Source organism: Entomomonas sp. E2T0, from assembly GCF_025985425.1.
Taxonomy (GTDB): domain Bacteria; phylum Pseudomonadota; class Gammaproteobacteria; order Pseudomonadales; family Pseudomonadaceae; genus Entomomonas.
Window position 1 is genome coordinate 3048716 of sequence record NZ_CP094972.1, and the last position, 18549, is coordinate 3067264.

Here is an 18549-nt window from a genome sequence, read left to right on the forward strand (position 1 = left end):
ACAATTTACCAGCCATTTATTAACGATATATCCACTATCATTGTTAGTTAAAGGATATCAATCCAATCAATAATTTTTTATCTAAATTTAGGAAATCAGATGATTACAGCAACAGAAGCTTGGCATTGGCAAAAAAGTGAAAATCCTGCTGATCTTATTTTACAAAACACTGCTATTCCTTCTTTAAAAGATGATCAAGTGTTAATTGAAAATCATGCTATTGGCATTAATCCTGTAGACTGGAAGCTAATGGCTGGCTTAAGTGACTCTTGGCAAAAAAACCAAATACCTGGTGTTGATGGTATGGGAGTTGTTGTTGCGGTAGGTAAGAATGCCAAGCATATACATTTAGACACACGCTACACTTACCATACAGACTTACGCTTTAATGGTAGCTTTAGTCGCCATACTATTGTTAGTGCTAAAGCATTAATCGCTGTACCTGATCAAATCAGTAATGAAACCGCGGCGGCATTCCCTTGTCCTGCTTTAACAGCATGGCAAGCATTACAGAAAACACCTAATCCACAAGCAGAAAATGTTTTAGTAAATGGTGCTGGTGGTGCTGTTGGTAGTATTTTGACGCAACTCCTAATTGATATAGGAGCGAAAGTTTATGTAACAGCTAGCCCCTCTCATCACGAAACATTTATCAACAAAGGGGTAATTAGTGCCTTTGATTATCGAGATACTGATTGGCAAAACAAATTACGTTCACAATTAGGCTCACAAAATATCTTTAGTATTTATGATACTGTTAATGGTAATAGTGCTAAATCTTTAGCTAATCTATTAGGCTATTATGGACATCTTATTTGTATACAGGATCGTATTGAGCAAGCTCCTCTACCACCTTTTACTACAAGCATCTCACTGCATGAAATAGCACTAGCTTCGATCCATGTACATGGCTCAGATAAACAATGGAGCAAATTAGTCACAGCGGGTGAGCAACTATTATTAAAAATAGCCAGAAATGAATTAACATTACCACAAATAGAAGTTATGAGTTTTACAGATATCCCGAAAGCACTAAATCTTCTAAAACAACAGAATAATGGTATTAAATATGTAGCGACAGTTAACAATTAATTATTTAATCTATATCTATTTTATTGTGAACTAAGCCAATTATATAATATTGATTATTATTCAATAATAAAATAATTTTAATTCAGTTTGTATGGCAGGAATTTTTAATGAAAACCCATCTTTATCCCGTAATACTCTGTTTATGTGTAACTAATGCTTTTGCTGATAATCTAAAACTCAACAATAAAGAACAGATGAAAGCCTATGCACTTAAACACTGCCAACTTGATAAATTAAAGGATTGTGACTGTATTGCCAATAATATGGTGGATACATTTACTGAAAAAGATTGGAAAATTTTTATTGCCGCTATTAATAAAGATGAATCCATAAAACAGCAAGTTTCAGAAAAGGATATTTTCAATTTTTCAGATAAAATGTATGAAACAACCATAAACTGTAGTATTGAATAATTTTCTGTCTGCATGATTAATATTAAGATGTATAAATTAGCTTTACTGCTAACTACCCTATTATTAGGATCTGCCACTAACCTTCTAGCAGAATCAAATGAGCCAACTGCAAATAAAACATATCAAGTAAACTCTATTATTAGTTATTATGACCATAATCGAAATCCTGCACCTTATAAAATACATAATGGTTTCTATCGCAAATACCTAGCAACATTAATTGATGGCCAAGTCGCTGTACAAGACTTTTATACTACTAATGATAATAAATATACTGATCCTTACCTACTAAAAGACAGCTCAACCATGCTTAATGGTTACCCTAAAAATATCAATGGCCCTTTTAAGCGTTGGTATATTAATGGCCAAAAATACAGTATAGGCACATTAAAAAATGGTAAAGCACAAGGAAAATCTATAACTTGGTATGAGAACGGTCAGAAACAACAAGAGGTTTATTACATTGATGGAGAAATAGAAGGTACCTCCATTTTATGGCATAAAAATGGCAATAAACAATTTGAAGGAAGTTATATTAAAGGAATACCAGAAGGTATTTGGCACAGTTGGTATGAAAATGGAAAGAAACAATATCAAGAAACCAGAAAATCTGGTAAAACACATGGCACTCTTTATATTTGGTATATAGATGGTCAAATCCAGGCAGAAGAAAATTATATAGACGATCAAAAAGAAGGAAAATTTACCTATTGGTCAAGAACAGGTAGCAAATTATCCGAAGCAAACTATAAAACAGGTGTATTACATGGTGATTTTACAGCTTGGCATAATAATGGAAACTTACGCCAACAAGGACAATATATAGAGGGAAATAAGCAAGGCAAATGGACTTACTGGTATGATAATGGCATAAAAAGTACAGAGTCCTTTTATAAAGATAATAAACTATCTGGATTATTTACTCATTGGGATAAAACAGGTAACAAAACCCAAGAAACGCTCTATGACAATGGACAGGCCAAAAACACTACTATCTTTAAAAAGAAGACATAATAACTATATATTTGACTTCTTTCTAATTACCTATCTAAATAGAGATATGTTAAGGTAATAAACAAATTTTTGGGGTAGATAATATTATGCGCTATTGGCTAATACCTGTATTGACCTTAACTTTATTAAATCCTTTAAAGCTCGTTATTGCAGAAGAAGCTGTTATTACCATAACAGAGCCTGCTCAATATAAAGAAAACTCTATTATTCAGTACTATGATGCAAAATGGCAGCCTACTGATAAAAAAGTTAATAATGGTTTCTATCGCAAATTTATTAAAAAAACACCTGGAGGCCATTTCGTTATACAAGATTTTTTTGCCAATAATAAAAAGCAAAGCGATCCTATTACCGTAATAGATAGTAATGAACTAACCACCATAGGTATTAAGAGTATTGATGGCCCTCTAGTGCTTTGGTATGCCAATGGTAAAAAATCCTCTGAAAAAAACTATAGCAATGGAACAGAAAATGGTGTTTACAATTTTTGGTATGAGAATGGTGAACTACAAGCAACTGGTCACTTTTCTGATGGTGTATTAGATGGCAAAACTAATGTTTGGTATGAAAATCAGCAAAAACATGCAACAGGTAATTTCATAAAAGGTAAAAAAGATGGTGTATGGCAATACTGGTATGAAAACGGACAGCTATCAGTAACAGAAAACTACGAAAATGGTAAAGCCATTGGTGATTTCAAAAAATGGTATAAAAATGGTCAAATGGAAATTGCAGGCCAATTTATTAATGGTCAAAAAGATGCTACATGGCAATATTGGTATGACAATGGCCAACAAGCTATTGAAGAAACTTACAAAAACGACTTACTTATTGGCCCTTCTAAAACTTGGTATAAAAGTGGTCAATTAGAGTCTGAAGGAAATTATGATAACAACCAAGAAACTGGACTGTGGCATTATTGGCATGAAAATGGTAAAAAAGCAATCGAAGCTAACTATCAAGGTGGGCGGTTAGATGGTCTCTCACAAAGTTGGTATGACAATGGACAACCAGAAAGTAAAGGGCACTATATCGCTAATAAACAAAATGGCATATGGACATTTTGGTTTGATAATGGACAAAAATACGCTGAAGGTGTCTTTAAAGATGATCTTTCTTCAGGCGTATGGAGTATTTGGAATAAAGAGGGGAAATTACGAGAAGAAATAACCTATGAAGATGGCAAGATAACTCATAAAAAATCTTATGAAGACAAATCTACTATAAAGCCTGATATCACAGAACTAACTGTACCAAAAAAATAGCATTACCATGATTTCATAATTCAGATAAAAATAATTACTAACAACCTTCTCTCACAAAGAAAAAACTTAGTATATCTAAAGATAATTATTGAAGAAATTACTAGCAACCAAATAATAACTTTCTTAGCTAGTTTGCATTAATTAAATTATAATCTGCTTTTTTAAACATATAAACATAACTGTTTGTATATAAATCTTCTCATAATTGAAACTATTGTTTCAATTTACAGGAAACAATTTTTCGGTAACACTAATCAGGTGAAGAACAATAATTGATAGGAATTCTTGATGTCAGAACATTCGCAGTTTACATTGTTAAAGGAACGTCGTTATCTTCCCTTTTTTATTAGTCAATTGGCTGGTGCCTTTAATGATAATGTATTTAAACAAGCACTAATACTAGCTATTATCTACAAGTTAACTTTTAGTAATTTTTTAGATCAACAGGTTATTACTAGTCTATTTCATGGTGGTCAAATAGATAAAGACTTATTAGTTAATCTTTGTGCCATTGTCTTTATTCTGCCCTTTTTCTTATTTTCAGCTTTAGGCGGACAACTGGGTGAAAAATATGAGAAATCACTACTTATTAGAAGAATAAAGATAGCAGAAATAATCACTATGATAATAGGTGCTGTAGGGCTATTTCTAAGCAGCTTCGTACTGATGCTTATAGTGCTATTTGCTATGGGCGTTTTATCAGCACTATTTGGCCCAGTTAAATACTCGATTTTGCCACAACACTTAAAAGACTCTGAACTTATTGGCGGCAACGCATTAGTTGAAATGGGCACTTTTTTAGCGATTTTAACAGGTACTTTATTAGCAGGCGTTTTAATGACTGGTAATGGTCCTTATGCTTATTATATTAGCTTTTGCATATTACTGATCGCTATCATAGGCTACCTTGCTAGTAGAAAAATTCTACATAGTCCTGCCCCCATGCCTAACCTTAAAGTCAGTTTCAATGTATTCTCTCAAACATGGAAAACAATGCAGCTTGGCTTTAATCAAAAACTCGCTGTTTCTCGCTCTATATTAGGTAACTCTTGGTTCTGGTTTCTAGGTACAATTTATATTACTCAAATGCCAAACTATGCAGAAAAAGTACTCAATGGTGATCCTAGTGCTTACACCCTTATCCTTATCGTATTTTCTGTATCTATTGCTTTAGGTTCAATTCTTTGTGAAAAGCTATCAGGACATAAAGTAGAAATTGGTTTAGTACCCTTTGGTTCAATTGGTCTTACTGTTTTCAGTATTCTACTGTGGTGGCACTCCTATACCCTACCAATGGTTGGAGGCGTTAGTAATACTTGGTTAACACTGCTTGCACACCCTCAAACTTGGTTTGTTTTAATTGATATTTTTGGTATTGGTTTATTTGGTGGTTTCTATATTGTACCGCTTTATGCCATTATGCAATCTCGTTCAGCTCCTGAAGAACGTGCAAGGGTAATTGCTGCTAATAATATATTAAATGCCTTATTTATGGTTTTGGCTTCAATAGTAGCCATTATCCTGCTTAGTATTGCAGGTTTAAGCATACCTCAGCTATTCTTAGTGGTAGGTTTAATGAATATTGCAGTAAATGCTTATATTTTTAATATCGTACCTGAATTCACTTTACGTTTTATGATGTGGTTAACTTCTCACTCTGTTTATAATGTGTCTCATCAAGGATTAGATAATATCCCTGAAAAAGGGAGCTGTGTTATTGTTTCTAATCATATTTCTTATGTGGATGCATTATTGATTGGGGGCGCCATTAAGCGACCTATTTGCTTTGTAATGCATTATAAAATTTTCAATATGCCTATTGTAAAATTTGCTTTTCGCAAAGCGAATGCTATTCCCATAGCCGGATATCGCGAAGATAAAGAAGTTTTTGAAAAAGCGTTTATTGAAATAGCTAAAGCCTTACAAAAGGGGCAACTAGTCTGTATTTTTCCTGAAGGAAAACTCACTACTGATGGTGAAATTGCTGAGTTTAAGGCAGGTATAGAAAAGATCATTAAAGAAACCCCTGTACCTGTAGTTCCTTTAGCTATTCAAGGACTTTGGAAAACATCATTTAGCCGTAATCCAAAACGAAAAATATTAAGAAGTTTTGGAGCGCCTATCAATATAATAGCTGATAAAGCTATTCCTGCTGAGCAAGTAACTAGGCAATTACTACAAGAAAAAGTACAAGAATTAAGGGGCGATAAGGCTTAATAGCCTTATCACGCTATGCTATCTATAACTTAGCTACCCTCTTTTAAATCAAGCTCTTTTACTGAGCGTCTAGTAATAACAAAAGTAACAATACCAGCAGCCATATCAATAGCCCTAATCTTTTCCCTATAGCAAATTGAATTAAAAAATAATGGATTATCATTTAATAAAGCCTAACCAACTTATACAATATGCTAAATATCTTAGAGAAAAATAATTATTTAAATACTTTTATATACTTAAATAAGTACTTTTTAATAGCCAACAACTCAAAACACTATTAAATTAACTAGTTAACTCGCGCATTAGTCGTTAAATAAAACTTATATAATAATTAATAATCATTTTTCTCTTATTCTTGCTGTCCTACTTAAAATTTATCAAGACAAAACCACGTTTTTTTAGGATAATGAGGGATTAGTATTTTCTAACCCAAATATCATTTGACTGATTGGAGTCATTTAGCTTGATTGTTTTACGCTACCTTACTCGCGAAATTCTAGTGACCTTATCTGCCATTAGCTCTGTGTTACTTATTATCATTATGAGCGGCCGCTTTACCAACTACTTAAAAGATGCGGCTCAAGGTGGTATAGACTCTAGTATTCTACTTTGGATCATGTGGTACCGACTACCTGATTTTCTATACTTAATCTTACCGCTAGGCCTCTTCTTAGGCATTTTATTAGCCTATGGACGTATGTATCTTGACAGTGAAATGGTAATTTTAAGTAGTTCAGGTATTAGTATTCGTAAAATATTTGTTTATACCCTATTACCTACAGCGATTATCACTCTTATTGTTGCTTGGTTGTGCTTTAGTTTAGGCCCAGCAGGTATGAACAAGTTCAGAGAACTTATTAAAACTCAAGACTCAATGACAGAGTTTAATACCTTAATTCCTGGTCACTTCCAATCCTTTGAAAAGTCAGATGCTACTACTAAAACTTATCGTGTTACCTATACTGAGTCGATGTCACATGACAAAAAACATCTAACTAATATTTTTATTTCTCAAATAGACACTAAAAAAGATACTGAAGAACACGTTTCAACTAATGTACTGTCAGCAAAAACAGGACAAATTGAAATACAACCTGATAATTCCCGTTATCTTATTTTAAAAGATGGTTATCGCTATGATGGTAACCCTGGGCAGGCAGATTATCGAGTTACAGAGTATAAAATTTATGGCATCTTATTACCCAAACCTGAAATTAATATTGACTTAAAATCAAATGCTTTAACGACAACTGAGTTAATGAAAAGCGATAAATTAGAAGATCGTGTCGAACTAAATTGGCGGTTTTCTATGCCCATACTGGTTATAATTATTGCTATGCTTGCTGTACCTCTAGCTAAGGTAAATCCTCGGCAAGGTAGGTTCTTTAAATTAATTCCAGCTATTTTTCTCTATATGCTATATCTAGGCCTCTTAATTGCTGCAAGAGGACAAATGGATAAAGGAAAATTAGCCATTTTCTTTTTCTGGATTATCCATTTTATCTTTCTAAGTATTGCGCTAACTCTATTATATTGGGATACGATTAGAATTAAATTTCGTAAACCTCAAGGAGTAGGCATATGATAGGAAATCGCTTAGAACGCTATATTGCTGGTAGTATTTTAAACAGTATACTGATTATTATCTTTATTATTATTTGCTTAGCTTCTTTATTTGCCTTAGTTGACCAAGTAAACGACTTTAAAAATAACTACGGTATTTTACAAGCTTTACAATATGTTGCGCTAACAGCACCCCGTAGACTATATGATAACCTACCAATGGCATCCCTAGTTGGAAGTCTTATTGGTTTAGGAACATTAGCTAGTCGTAGTGAGCTCACTATTATGCGAGCCGCAGGAATGTCCACAGGCCGTATTGTTTATGCAGTAATGAAGCCTGTATTCGTTATTATGATTGCTAGTGTACTAATAGGTGAATATGTTATCCCAAAAACGGAAACAAAAGCATTAGCAAACAAAGAGTTAGCTATTAGCTATAATATTGATCAACAAGTTATAGAACAAACCCTATTGGAAGGTACTTGGCATCGTCAAGGCAATGAATACATACGTATTAATAGTGTACAACCCAATGGTCTATTATTTGGTGTAACTCGTTACTATATAAACAATCAAAAAGTAAAATATGCAATCTACGCCAAACAAGCTATTTTCCAAAATAATGAATGGCAACTAAAAGATAGTGTTACTACTTGCTTTAATGATGATCATACTAAAACCATAGAACATACTTCTGAAAACTGGTTAACTCCTACGCCTAGTTGCGAGATGGCAGATATTCAAGGAAAAGTTACACCTATTGATATCACTCCAGAACTACTCAATACTATCAATAGCAATCCTTCTAACTTATCAATTGCTGGCTTATGGAAATATATTCACTATTTAGAAGATCAAGAATTAAATAATGATAACTATTGGTTAAAATTCTGGGAAAAACTACTACAACCTATTAAAACACTAGCCTTGGTACTGTTAGCAATTTCCTTTATTTTTGGACCACTACGTAGTGTAACAATGGGACAACGCATCTTCATTGGTGTTACCATTGGCTTTGTATTTAAGATTGTTCATGATCTACTGGGACCAGCTAGCTTAGTATTTAATTTTCCGCCATTACTTGCGGCAATAACACCTAGTGTTGTGTGTATTATTATTGGTGCTTACTTACTAAAAAGAAAACGTTAACTATTTATTAATACTCAAATAAAAAGGCTCAATAAATTATTGAGCCTTTTTTATTTAATAACTTATCTTTACAGAGATGCTCGACGATAATTGCGATACTCTGGTTTCCAGAAATTCATCTCTATCGATTGCTTAATTTGCTCATCTGTAATCTCTAAAGCAACACCGTCTTTTTGTGCTTGTTTAGCTACCGCAAAAGCAATCTTTTTAGTTACCTCTTGAATATCACTCATAGCAGGTAAAATAGCGCCTTCACCTGTTAACACAATAGGAGAACAAGCGGCTAAAGCATCAGCAGCAACCATCATCATAGTTTCAGTCACACGTTTAGCCCGTGCAGCAAGAACACCTAAACCAACACCTGGGAAAATATAAGAGTTATTACATTGAGCAATAGCAATTTCTTTATCATTAATATGTACAGGACTAAAAGGGCTACCTGTAGCAACTAATGCATCACCATTGGTCCACGTTAAGATTTCTTTAGGTGTTGCTTCAATACGAGAGGTAGGATTTGAAAGAGGCATTATCAAAGGTTTAGCACAATGGCTATGCATGGTTTTGATCACTTCTTCTGTAAATAAACCACGTTGTGCTGATACACCAATTAATATGGTTGGTTTAGCATTTTGTACTGTCTCCAGTAAAGAAATATCTTTACCTTCTACATTCCAACTTTTAACATTTTCTGCCTTATGCGCTAAACGTTGCTGGAAGTTTGGTAAATGAGACATTTCATCAGTAAGTAAGCCCCAACGATCGACCATAAATATCCGTTGGCGTGCTTGCTCATCTGTTAAGCCTTCTAATACCATAGCACTGACAATTTGCTCTGCAATACCACAACCCGCTGAACCAGCACCTAAGAACGTTACCACTTGTTCTGATAACTTTTCACCTTTAGCTTTACAAGCAGCCCACAATGTACCTACTGCAACTGCTGCTGTACCTTGAATATCATCATTAAAACAACAAATTTCATCTTTGTATTTTTCTAATAATGGTAATGCAGTGTGTTGCGCAAAGTCCTCAAACTGTAATAAAACACGAGGCCAACGACGTTTTACAGCTTGAATAAATAAATCAACAAATTCATAGTACTCATCACCAGAAATACGTTCATGACGCCACCCCATATACATAGGATCATTCAATAAATCAGGGTTATTAGTCCCCACGTCTAACACAATGGGTAATGTGTAAGCGGGACTAATACCACCACAAGCCGTATAAAGTGATAGCTTACCAATAGGGATACCCATACCACCTACCCCTTGGTCACCTAACCCTAAAATACGCTCGCAATCACTCACCACAATGACTTTAACATTCTTTTTAGTAGCACTATGTAAAATATCGTCGATATTATCTTTATCGGGATAACTAACGAAAATACCACGATGATTGCGATAAATTTTTGAAAACTCCTGACATGCTTGCCCTACCGTTGGGGTATAAATGATAGGCAGCATTTCTTCCAGATGATCTTGTACTAAACGGAAAAATAATGTTTCATTATCATCTTGAATAGAACGCAAATAAACATGACGCTCTAAATCATTGTTACACAAATTATACTGATCATAAGCACGCACTACTTGTTCTTCGATCGTTTCCATTGTGTATGGTAATAAACCAGTTAGATTAAAATCTCGACGCTCTTCACGGGTAAAAGCACTCGATTTATTTAACAAAGGAGTTTCCAGTAAACCTGGACCTGAATATTGAATATATAAAGGACGCTTGTTAGCCATATATAACCTTCTCTTTTTACAACAGATAAGCCTTAATTATTTAGCTCTAAATAAATTTGTTTTTATCAACTCTCTAATTTCATCACCTCGCCCACTTAAAATAGCCTTTAACATATAAAGACTAAATCCTTTGGCTTGTTGTAAATTAATTTTAGGTGGAATCGATAATTCTTGTGTTTCTGTATGCACATCTACAACCACAGGCCCATTATACTCGAAAGCCTCTTTTAATGTGCTATCCAATTGGTTTGAAGATGTTACCTGATAACCTTTAACACCACAAGCTTCGGCTACAGCAGCAAAATTTGGACTATTTAGATGAGTAACATCATCCATTAGCCCTGCTGCTTTCATCTCCATAGCCACAAACCCTAATGATTTATTATTAAAAACAATTACTTTTACAGGTAATTTTTCTAATGCCAAAGTTGATAATTCGCCCAATAACATAGATAAACCACCATCACCAGCCAAAGCTATGACCTGTCTATCAGGAAAAGCTGCTTGTAAGCCTATTGCTTGTGGTGTGGCATTAGCCATTGAACCATGAGAGAAAGAACCTGTTAAATAACGCTTACCGTTCATTTTTAAATAACGTGCAGCCCACACAGTAGGAGTTCCTACATCAGCAGTAAATAAAGCATCCTCATCAGCCAATTCAGATACTCTTGCAGCTAAGTATTGTGGATGTAATGGCCGATCCTCTGCGTTAGGGGTAGCTAATTCATCCAATGACTTACGAGCTTTATGATAATGCTCTAAAGCCTTTACTAAAAAACTATCATCTGTTTGTGCAGTCAACTTAGGTAATAATAAATCTAGGGTAGATGATATGTCACCCACTAACCCTTTAAGTAATGGCGTCCTTCTACCTAAATGCTCTCCCCTTAAATCAATTTGAACAACATTACCATGTTCAGGATAGAAATTACGATATGGGAAATTACTACCCAGCATTAATAAGAAATCACACTCTTTTAACGTATGATAACCTGATGAAAAACCAATAAGACCTGTCATCCCCACATCAAAAGGATTATCATACTCTACAAAAGGCTTACCTCTTAAGGCGTGTACTACAGGCGCTTTAAGCTTCTCAGCCAAAGCAACTACTTGATTATGTGCATAACGACAACCATAACCACAAAGGATAGCAATATTTTTAGTATGATTTAACAGATCAGCTAATTGCTCTATTTCTTGTACTGGTGGCACTACAATAGGTAATACAGGTGTAGACCATTGAACTTTTTGAACAGTAGCTTCACTAAAAGCCACATCACCAGGTAAGACAATAACTGAAACACTGCGTTTAGTTAAAGCAGATCGTATGGCTGTTTCTAATACCCTTGGGAATTGTTCAGCACTTGAAACCAGCTCACAGTAATCACTACAATCTTTAAATAAAGATTCAGGATGGGTTTCTTGAAAATAACCAAGCCCTAACTCACTACTTGGAATTTGTGCAGCAATGGCCAACACAGGAGCATTCATTCGTTGAGCTTCAAACAAACCATTTATCAAATGTAAATTACCTGGCCCGCAAGATCCAACACACACACCTAATTGATTAGTTGCATCAGCATATGCACTGGCAGCGAAAGCTGCTGCCTCTTCATGACGCACACTTTGCCACTTAATCTGGTTACGTTTTCTTAGGGTCTCAGTTATGGCATTCAGTGAATCTCCTGGAACACCCCAAACTGATTTAACACCAACCTGTTCTAATGTCTCCACCAAAATATCAGCAACTAATTTAGTAGCCATTGTAATTCTCTCTTTTATTTATAAAACTATATTAGGTTTGTCATAATTTAACCTGTAAAGTTTCCTAAAAAAGATTAACAATTAGTTTTAGATGATAACTACCAAGTTTTAGAAATTTTTCCTGCCGCACAGTCTCTAACTTGCTGATCAATAATATTGCCTGGCTTTACACATTCTGACATATGTCGTCTACGTGGATAATCAATAGCTTTTTGCGGCTTTCTAAAATACTCCCCTGTATTAATTTGATCTTGCAGACTTTTATCTACCCATTGTTGTTCAGATGAAGTATCCGATTGTATAGTTTTTTGTTTACCAACCCCCTCTGAATCTTGTAGCTTTTTAAATAAGTTCTCTACAATCATATCGTATTTTTTACGAATACTTACTCTTTGCTCAGAAGAAAAACTCAACCTATCACTAGAAAGTAATATTTGTTTTTTAGTACCATCTTGATTAGCTGCAATCGTCTGACTCATTATTACTTGATTTCCTAAACTAATTATTAAATGTAACTCCCAATTTTGAGTAGTTCTATTTAATACTTCTGTTTTAGAAAAATATAGTTGCTGTTGCCCTGTAAATGCTTCAATTGCCATAAGTTCAGTAACTGCTTTTTGATTATCTGAAGCTATCTCAGAATATTTATCAAAATTCAAGTCTTTGGCTAATTTAATATCAAACTTTGGTGTTGAAATACTTTTTAAACGACTCTCTAAATAAGGACTTTCAAATGTCTTTGACCATTCAAATACAATTTGATCCATTTGATTGAATCTTCTATCTGCTAATTCTGTAGCAAAATAATCTACTACTAAGGGATATAAATCAGGATTCTGCGTCACTGCCTCCTGTAAATCTCTTACATAGCCAAAAACTCTTATATCAGGCAGTTTTTTAGCATTGCCAGAAACAGCTAATTTACTAATAAACTCCCTGTAATAAGGATCTTGAAAAAGATTTATCTCAATAACAGCTCCTTTGGAGCCATCTTCTCGTATAAACTGTCCCTGCTTAGTAATAATACTTTTATTAATACTTTTATTAGCATTAGCCATAGAAGCAATACTAATAGACTTAATACCTAATTTTTGCAAACTTTGTAATTCATCCTTATCAACAAGTCCATTTTGGTTGGTATCTAACCAAACATACAAATTAGCAAAATCTATATCTAATTCATCTAACTGATTATCTGAATTAGTGTCTAAATCTTGCAATGCATCATAACCACTATTAGCTAATCGTCTATTTACTTTTAAATAGCGATAACCTATTAATTCTATGTATTTTCCATCATAGCTTTTCACCAATAAGCCAGCATTTCCCATTGGCCATTCAGTACCTACTTTTACATCTTTATCAAATGCAAATAGTAATTTTTCATCTACTGGTAATGTTTGTAAAGGCTCATCTGTTAAATTAATAACGATTTGCCCCGTATTTATCATAGGAATATTAACTGTTTTAGGAGCAGTACTAACTATCTGATCATCTTGCTTATTAAATAATTTACTACCAAAACTTGTAAAAGTTAGTACATAAAAAGCAATGCCTGCAACCACTATAATAACGATAGTAATTACTAATAATAATTCTAATACTGTAAAACCCGATGTTTTTCGAGAAAGCTTTGAAATAGACAACATATATCCTTTACTACGACAAATCAAAATGTCTCAAATAAAGTTTATTATTGTACCCTTTCCAATCTATAAAGTGCATAATTTATTATTAAATTTGTCGACTACTTTGCGCTACGAGCAAAGCTTGTAATGAATCAAAGGTTAAGGGCTTGCTAAATAGATAACCTTGATATAAGTAACATCCTTTTTCCTCTAAAATCGATAATTGATCAACTGTTTCAACGCCTTCTGCTATGACTTCAAAATCTAAACTATTTGCCATAGTAATAATTGCACTCACAATACCTGAGTCATGAATATCTGTAGTAATTGTATCAACAAAGGCCTTATCAATTTTCAACATATCAATGGGTAATTTCTTTAAATAAGATAATGATGAATAACCTGTACCAAAATCATCAATCGCAAAGTTCACACCTAACTTTTTTAAAGCATACATTTTTTCAATAGTATTATTAGTTTCTTGAATAACAATACCCTCTGTTACTTCTAAAGTGATAGCTCTTTTAGGAATATTATATTGTTTGAGGGCACGCTCAATAAGGTCATAAAAGCCTTCGTGTTGTATCTGTTTAGGGCTTACATTAACACAGAATTTAAAATCTAATAATGAAATAGCTTTATTATCCATTAATTTTGCATATAAACGACAAGCTTCTAAAATAATCCACTCACCTACCTCAATAATTAACTGAGTTTCTTCAAGAATATTAATAAAATGCTCAGGTGAAAATACATCTTTTCCTTGTACCCACCGAATAAGCGCCTCTGCGCCTGTAATTTCATGTGTTCTTGAGAAAACCTGTGGATGAAAACAAAGCTTAAATTCTTTATTTTGTAAAGCTTGACGCATCTTTGCTTCAATACGCATACGTTGTACAACAGCTGATTGCATAGAGCTTCTAAAAGTAGCAATCATATTTCTACCTAGCTCTTTAGCTTTATATAAAGCAATATCAGCTCTTTTAATTAGCTCAGAAGTATTAACACCATGCTCAGGAATAATAGTTACTCCAATACTGGTAGAAATTTGTAGACGATATGCATCAATCAGCATGGGTTCTGATAAAATTTCTCGAATCCTTTCTGCTGTCATTAATACCTGTCGTTCTACCTCATTAAAATCACCTTCTAAGCGAGTAAGTAGAATAATAAATTCATCCCCACCTACACGAGAAACAGTGTCATTAGTACGAATACTGGCTTTCAAACGTGTAGTAACGATCTTTAAAACAGCATCTCCTATAGGATGCCCAATAGAATCATTAATATTTTTAAAATGATCTAAATCTAGAAACAGCAAAGCAGCATGTAAATTATAACGTTGTACTAATTTAATTTGCTGCTCTAAACGTTCATACAACAGAGTACGATTAGGTAAATTAGTTAAAGGATCATGATAGGCAAGATGAATAGCTCGACGCTCTGCTTTACGTAAATTCGTCACATCATGCCCTACCATCATTACATAATTTTTACCTTCCGTACAAAGAATATCAACTACGAATTTAATAGGCATATAGCCTACTTCTTGGCGATATAGCGCAGTCTCTAATAATTGAGGTCCATCTTCTTTAACTTTCTTTAGAAAATCTGTTCGCTCTTCAACTGAAGCCCATACGCCTATATCAAACTCTGTTTTCTTCAATAAATTTGCTTGTTGATACCCCAAAAGATTTTGAATTGCTTCATTTACCTTAATATATTTGGCAGTTTGAAAATCAGAAATAGTAACCACATCAGTAGTAGGATCAAATGCTGAAGAGAACTCTCTTTCATTAACATTAAAAAACCTTTCTACAGTCATTAAACTATGACTATAATAAAAAGTAGCTAAAACAGCTAATCCCCCATTAAGACGAACTATTTTGGCACACAACTCGCCTGTCAGAACATCACCATCTATAGTAGATAATTGAATATCTGTCAGCTTAACTGTACGTTTTTTTAGAATTAATTTGACAACTTTATTTCTTGAAGACTCTTGCCAAATACCCAAATCAGCAATAGGCACGCCTACTACTTGTTTCATAGACCAGCCCAATATCCTTTCAAAAGGCGCATTAACTTCAATAATACGTCCTGTACGAATATCTACTAGAATTAAAGGCTCTCGTATTAAAGACTTTAACGTAGAATATTGTTGCCAAGCATCTAGCATATAACGCTTAAACTGTTTACGCTCAGCGATATCTTTTAAAAATCCCATTTTCAATAACCTGATTTGGTAGGCAATCTCTGCTGATAACTCATTACTAAAATATCTATTATCCTTATAACACTACTATACACTATTACAAGCTAAAGATTAATTAACTAACCTCTTAATTAATCTAAAGTCCTATAGTTATTCTTTTATTATAAAAGATTTTATGACATAATCCTTCATTTACATCAGTTCTTACCACTATTATAAAGACTATAATTGTAATCAATTTAATCTCTTAAATTAACAGCAAGGTAATATTTTTATGAGTGTACGGCACTTTTTGTCACTATTTGATTGCTCAAAAGATGAATTAAAGAAGCTAATCAAGCGCGCCATAGAATTAAAAACAATGCGTCGTGATAATATACCTCACAACACACTAAATGGTCGTATTCTTGGGATGATTTTTGAAAAATCATCAACCCGTACCCGTGTTTCCTTTGAAGCAGGTATGATTCAACTGGGCGGCCAAGCTATTTTCTTAGCCTCTCGAGATACTCAATTAGGGCGTGGAGAAACTATTCACGATTCAGCCATTATTATTTCTAGTATGGTTGATATGGTAATGATTAGAACCTTTGCTCATGACAATGTTACAGAGTTTGCTAAGAACTCAAAGGTGCCTGTTATTAATGCACTTACAGATGATTTACATCCCTGCCAACTACTAGCAGATATGCAAACATATTTCGAACAACGTGGTGATATTGCTGGTAAAACAGTGGCTTGGATTGGTGATGGTAATAACATGTGTAATAGTTATGCAGAAGCTGCCGTACAATTTGATTTCCAATTAAAAGTAGCCTGCCCCAAAGGCTTTGAACCTAATCCACGCTTTGTAGAATTAGCAAAAGGCCGTGTACAAATTACTGATGATCCTAAAGAGGCTGTGGCTGGTGCACATTTAGTTAGCACGGATGTATTTGCTTCTATGGGGCAAGAGGATGAAGCTGCAGAACGTTTAGAAAAATTCAAAAACTTCCAAGTGACTGAACAGTTACTTGATTTAGCCAGCCCCGATGTAATTTTTATGCACTGTTTACCTGCTCATCGTGGAGAGGAAATTAGCGAAACGTTATTAGATGATTCCCGCTCTGTAGTATGGCAACAAGCTGAAAATAGACTACATGCTCAAAAAGCTTTGCTTGAATTTCTTTATCAACAAGCTTATTAATTCACAAAAAAGCAGGCTTTAAGCCTGCTTTTTTATTTCTAGAAATTTAAACTAAACAGCCGCTAAACCTCTAGCAAGATCTACTTTAATATCTTCAATATCTTCAAGACCCACCGCAATACGAATCAACCCATCTTTAATACCTGCTTTTGCTCTTGCTTCAGGTGACACTCTACCATGTGTAGTAGTTGCTGGATGAGTAATTGTCGTTTTAGCATCACCCAGATTAGCTGTAATAGAAATCAGTTTAGTAGCATCAATCAAACGCCAAGCAGCTTCTTTTCCTCCCACTACATCAAATCCTAATACGGCACCAAAACCTTGTTGTTGGCGCTTAGCCAAATCATGTTGAGGGTGATCTATAAGCCCTGCATAATATACTTTTTCAACATTAGGCTGTCCTACTAACCATTCTGCCAATAACAACGCATTATCACTATGGGCGCGCATACGTAATCTTAATGTTTCTAATCCCTTTAGAAAAACCCACGCATTAAATGGGCTCATTGTAGGACCAGCTGTTCTTAAAAAACCTACTAACTCTTTCATATGCTCTGCACGACCTGCAACAGCACCACCTAAACAACGACCTTGGCCATCAATATATTTAGTTGCAGAATGCATTACAATATCAGCGCCCAATTTAATAGGTTGTTGCAATGCAGGGGTACAAAAACTATTATCAACAGCTAACAGCACACCTTTACTATGGGCTAAATTTGCTAATGCAGTAATATCAACTAATTCAGATAATGGGTTAGAAGGTGACTCGGCAAAAAACAATTTAGTATTTTGCTTACATGCCGCTTGCCAGCCAGCTATATTTGCCAATGGCACATAATCAACTTCAATAGCAAAACGTTTAAAATATTTTTCAAATAAATTGATAGTAGAACCAAACACACTTTGTGATACCACTATATGATCACCAGCATTACACAAGCTCATTACTAACGCTAAAATAGCAGACATACCAGAGGCAGTTGCTACCGCCTGTTCAGCTCCTTCCATAGCAGCCAAACGTTGCTCAAAATTACGCACGGTGGGATTAGTATAACGCGAATATACATTACCTTCATCCTGACCAGCAAAACGTGCGGCAGCATCAGCAGCTGAAGCAAAAACATAACTTGAGGTTAAAAATAAAGCCTCGCTATGCTCTCCTTCAGGACTTCTTGCTTGCCCAGCCCTAATTGCTAAAGTATCTAATCCAACATCTTGCAAATCACTGTCTAAGCGACCTGCTTGCCATTTATCAGTCATGCTACTACTGTCTCATTTCA

General features: G+C 34.4%; 13 protein-coding genes. 8 read left to right on the forward strand and 5 right to left on the reverse strand.

Annotated elements, in window-relative coordinates; genetic code table 11:
• The first annotated feature begins 99 nt into the window (after window positions 1-99).
• The 7 genes from MTZ49_RS14475 to lptG all read left to right on the forward strand — a co-directional run bounded on the left by MTZ49_RS14475 (window position 100) and on the right by lptG (window position 8716).
• Window positions 100-1092, forward strand: coding sequence for a zinc-binding dehydrogenase (locus MTZ49_RS14475; protein ID WP_264746162.1), 993 nt, complete (start codon window positions 100-102; stop codon window positions 1090-1092).
• 107 nt (window positions 1093-1199) lie between these two features.
• On the forward strand, window positions 1200-1505 hold the full coding sequence (locus tag MTZ49_RS14480) for a hypothetical protein (protein ID WP_264746163.1): 306 nt from the start codon (window positions 1200-1202) through the stop codon (window positions 1503-1505).
• A gap of 27 nt (window positions 1506-1532) precedes the next feature.
• On the forward strand, window positions 1533-2519 hold the full coding sequence (locus tag MTZ49_RS14485; RefSeq protein ID WP_264746164.1) for a toxin-antitoxin system YwqK family antitoxin: 987 nt from the start codon (window positions 1533-1535) through the stop codon (window positions 2517-2519).
• Window positions 2520-2605: 86 nt separating this feature from the next.
• Window positions 2606-3784, forward strand: coding sequence for a toxin-antitoxin system YwqK family antitoxin (locus tag MTZ49_RS14490; RefSeq protein WP_264746165.1), 1179 nt, complete (start codon window positions 2606-2608; stop codon window positions 3782-3784).
• Window positions 3785-4072: 288 nt separating this feature from the next.
• Window positions 4073-6001, forward strand: a complete 1929-nt coding sequence (locus MTZ49_RS14495; RefSeq protein WP_264746166.1) for an MFS transporter — start codon at window positions 4073-4075, stop codon at window positions 5999-6001.
• A 466-nt stretch (window positions 6002-6467) separates the two neighbouring features.
• Window positions 6468-7589, forward strand: coding sequence for an LPS export ABC transporter permease LptF (lptF, locus tag MTZ49_RS14505; RefSeq protein ID WP_264746167.1), 1122 nt, complete (start codon window positions 6468-6470; stop codon window positions 7587-7589).
• Window positions 7586-8716, forward strand: a complete 1131-nt coding sequence (lptG, locus tag MTZ49_RS14510; RefSeq protein ID WP_264746168.1) for an LPS export ABC transporter permease LptG — start codon at window positions 7586-7588, stop codon at window positions 8714-8716. Before lptF ends, lptG begins: the two co-directional genes overlap by 4 nt.
• A 68-nt stretch (window positions 8717-8784) precedes the next feature.
• Here lptG and MTZ49_RS14515 read toward each other — a convergent pair whose 3' ends face one another.
• The 4 genes from MTZ49_RS14515 to MTZ49_RS14530 form a co-directional block, all read right to left on the reverse strand.
• Window positions 8785-10470 carry an NAD-dependent malic enzyme gene (locus MTZ49_RS14515; RefSeq protein ID WP_264746169.1) on the reverse strand — a complete coding sequence of 562 codons (1686 nt, stop codon included), beginning with the start codon at window positions 10468-10470 and terminating at the stop codon, window positions 8785-8787.
• Window positions 10471-10506: 36 nt separating this feature from the next.
• Window positions 10507-12237: a ubiquinone-dependent pyruvate dehydrogenase gene (poxB, locus tag MTZ49_RS14520; protein ID WP_264746170.1), complete on the reverse strand. Its 1731-nt coding sequence runs from the start codon at window positions 12235-12237 to the stop codon at window positions 10507-10509.
• A gap of 98 nt (window positions 12238-12335) precedes the next feature.
• Entirely contained in the window at window positions 12336-13886 is a 1551-nt protein-coding gene (locus MTZ49_RS14525) for a hypothetical protein (RefSeq protein ID WP_264746171.1), read from the reverse strand.
• Window positions 13887-13971: 85 nt separating this feature from the next.
• Entirely contained in the window at window positions 13972-16092 is a 2121-nt protein-coding gene (locus MTZ49_RS14530) for an EAL domain-containing protein (protein ID WP_264746172.1), read from the reverse strand.
• Between the two features lie 262 nt (window positions 16093-16354).
• Between MTZ49_RS14530 and argF the strand changes: the two genes are divergently transcribed.
• Entirely contained in the window at window positions 16355-17266 is a 912-nt protein-coding gene (argF, locus tag MTZ49_RS14535) for an ornithine carbamoyltransferase (RefSeq protein ID WP_264746173.1), read from the forward strand.
• Between the two features lie 51 nt (window positions 17267-17317).
• Here the strand turns inward: argF and MTZ49_RS14540 are convergent, their stop codons facing one another.
• Window positions 17318-18529, reverse strand: coding sequence for an O-succinylhomoserine sulfhydrylase (locus MTZ49_RS14540; RefSeq protein ID WP_264746174.1), 1212 nt, complete (start codon window positions 18527-18529; stop codon window positions 17318-17320).
• Between the last annotated feature and the right edge of the window lie 20 nt (window positions 18530-18549).